This is a genomic window from Roseburia sp. OF03-24 (assembly GCF_003463035.1).
In the GTDB taxonomy this organism is placed as follows: Bacteria; Bacillota; Clostridia; order Lachnospirales; family Lachnospiraceae; genus Roseburia; species Roseburia rectibacter.
The window spans coordinates 1-2,538 of the sequence record NZ_QSCK01000071.1 but is presented as its reverse complement, the minus strand read 5'-3'; the positions used below and the strand labels follow the sequence as shown (position 1 = coordinate 2,538).

General features: G+C 39.3%; 2 protein-coding genes. Both read left to right on the top strand.

The features are described 5' to 3' along the window. Positions 1 to 249 precede the first annotated feature (249 nt). Entirely contained in the window at positions 250 to 1,098 is an 849-nt protein-coding gene (locus tag DXA60_RS18365; protein ID WP_117922685.1) for a tyrosine-type recombinase/integrase, read from the top strand. Continuing rightward, positions 1,095 to 2,270, top strand: coding sequence for an IS91 family transposase (locus DXA60_RS18360; protein ID WP_117922684.1), 1,176 nt, complete (start codon positions 1,095 to 1,097; stop codon positions 2,268 to 2,270). Before DXA60_RS18365 ends, DXA60_RS18360 begins: the two co-directional genes overlap by 4 nt. Positions 2,271 to 2,538 lie beyond the last annotated feature (268 nt).

Below are 2,538 nucleotides of genomic sequence, written 5' to 3'. Positions count from 1 at the left end.
GAACAAAATCGCTGCGCGATGGCCTGCCAAGGCTGTGGCGCAGTTTTATTTTTATTAAAAAGCAGTGGAATTACTTTTCATAATCCGTTATTGTTAAGTTACCACACGAAACAACTGAACTAAGAAAGCTCCACTGCCTATGATAAGAATAACATTTTCCAGTCTCTTCCGCAATCGGAATTATGACGCAAATGCACCTCCGAATAGGTAGATGTAATTATTAACACTACTTATTCTGGAGGTTTTATTATGTATAAAGATATTTTTGAATCCATCCGCAATGAAGCGGAAAAACGTAACCTGCGTGAAAGAACTATTCAACTGTATTGCTCTGATGTCAGTTACTTCCTTCGTTGGATTGGAAAAAATGTTTCTGATCTTACACTTGAAGATGCGGAAAGTTTTCTTACTGCCAAACGTCTGGAAGGAAGGTCTCCTGAAACTCACAATCACTATCGGTCTGCAATCAAGTTCTTATATAAAAAGGTGCTGAAGATTCTCTGGGATGATGACACTGTTCCGGCTATGAAAAGAGAGCGAAATCTTCCTGCTGTTCTATCCCGCGATGAAATAAATGCAATCATTGACGCCACTCCGAATCTGAAGCATAAAGCGATTATTGCAACTATGTATTCTTCCGGATTACGTGTATCAGAGGTTGTTCATCTTCATTATGATGACATTTCACGTACCAACATGACAATTCATGTTCGTGAAACCAAAGGCAGAATTGACAGGTATACGATTCTGTCTCAAAAAAATTTAGACCTTCTCACTGAGTATTGGTACAAATGTGGTCGCCCTAAAGATATCCTTTTTCCAAGTTCCTGGACCGGTGGATATCTTGATATAACCAGTGTTAACCAGTTTTTTAAGAAAAGTGCTAAACTCGCCGGCATTACCCGTCATGTTTCCTCTCATGCGTGCCGTCATAGTTTTGCCAGCCACCTATTCGAAAGTGGCACAGATATAAAATATATCCAGTCACTTCTGGGACATGTTGATCCTCGCTCTACAGATGTTTACCTTCATGTGAGCAACAAGACACTTCTTGGAATCCGCAGCCCGTTCGACAACCCGGAAGGTGGTGAATCATGAGTAAGGATTGTACGATTCAGGATGTTTTCCATCGTTTTTATTCATCTTTTGAATCCACACATAGTATTTCTCCCGCTCAGCGAAAGGCCGCTTATCACATCATGAATTGCAAAACTGGTGCCTTTGGTGTGAATGTAAGTGTATGCGAGGACTGCGGCTGCATATCAGTCCACTATAACTCCTGCCGTGACAGGTGCTGTCCTATGTGTCAGGAGTTTCCAAAAGAAAAATGGGTAGATGCACGGCGGGAGGATATCTTAGATGCTCCTTATTTCCATGTGGTTTTTACAGTTCCGGAAGAACTCAATCCCATTATCTACAGCAACCAGAAATTCTTATACGCTACTCTTTATCATGCGGCTTCAGATACTCTCAGTGAACTTGCTGCTGACAGTAAATATCTTGGGACTGATATCGGCTATATTTGTATCCTCCATACATGGGGAAGCACCATGAATTTTCATCCTCATATCCATGCGATTGTTCTTGGTGGAGGGCTGGATGTGAAAAATCATTGGAAAGACAACGGGAAAGAGTTTTTTCTTCCGATTAAGGTAATCTCCAAAATATTTCGTGGAAAATATATGGCTGAACTTAAACTGCTCTGGGAAAATGACAGGCTTGAATTTCATGGATCGGCTGCACCTTATAAAAACTACTATACTTTCAAGGAATTGTTAAATATCTGCTATGCAAAAGAATGGATTCCTTATTGCAAGAAACCATTTGACGGTGCCGAATCTGTCATCAGATATCTTGGAAAATACACCCACCGGATTGCTATCAGCAACTACCGTATCAAAGGCATGACAGAATCTACAGTTACATTTTCTGCTAAAGATTACAAAAATCAAGGGCTTTGGAAAGAGATCACCATATCCGGCGAGGAATTTATCCGTCGATTTTTAATGCATGTTCCTCCAAAACGTTTTGTACGTATCAGGCACTATGGTCTTCTTTCATCCAGAAATAAGAAGAAAAAGATTACCCTATGCAGAAACATCCTTGGTTGCAAAAAATATATTTCCAAGCTGAAAGATATGGATGCACCTGCCATTATCCGTCTTCTTTATAATAAAGATATATGCAAGTGTTCTTCCTGTGGTGGTAAGATTATTCCTCTGCCTACAGAACAACATTTTATAAAACCAAAACCACATATGCTCTGTTAACGTATCATAACTGTATATTTTTTTAGCTTCCTTAGGGAGGCTTATTTCTGGTGTCATAATACAGGACTGAATTATAAATTCTATGTATTTCTATGTGTACACGCTATCCTATTATAAATAGAGTGTCAGAATTAAAAGTCCATATAGAGTTGACGCGCTTTGTTCAACCAGAAAAAATCGAAATTGATGCAAACGAAAAGGCAGTTAATGAAAAGTCTCAATACTGCTTTTTCGTTTGCACCACCTTCGATTCTTTCCTTAACGATTT

Bases quoted from the DNA above. Each gene is read 5' to 3' on its own strand.
- DXA60_RS18365 (WP_117922685.1), top strand. From the start codon at position 250: ATGTATAAAGATATTTTTGAATCCATCCGCAATGAAGCGGAAAAACGT.
- DXA60_RS18360 (WP_117922684.1), top strand. From the start codon at position 1,095: ATGAGTAAGGATTGTACGATTCAGGATGTTTTCCATCGTTTTTATTCA.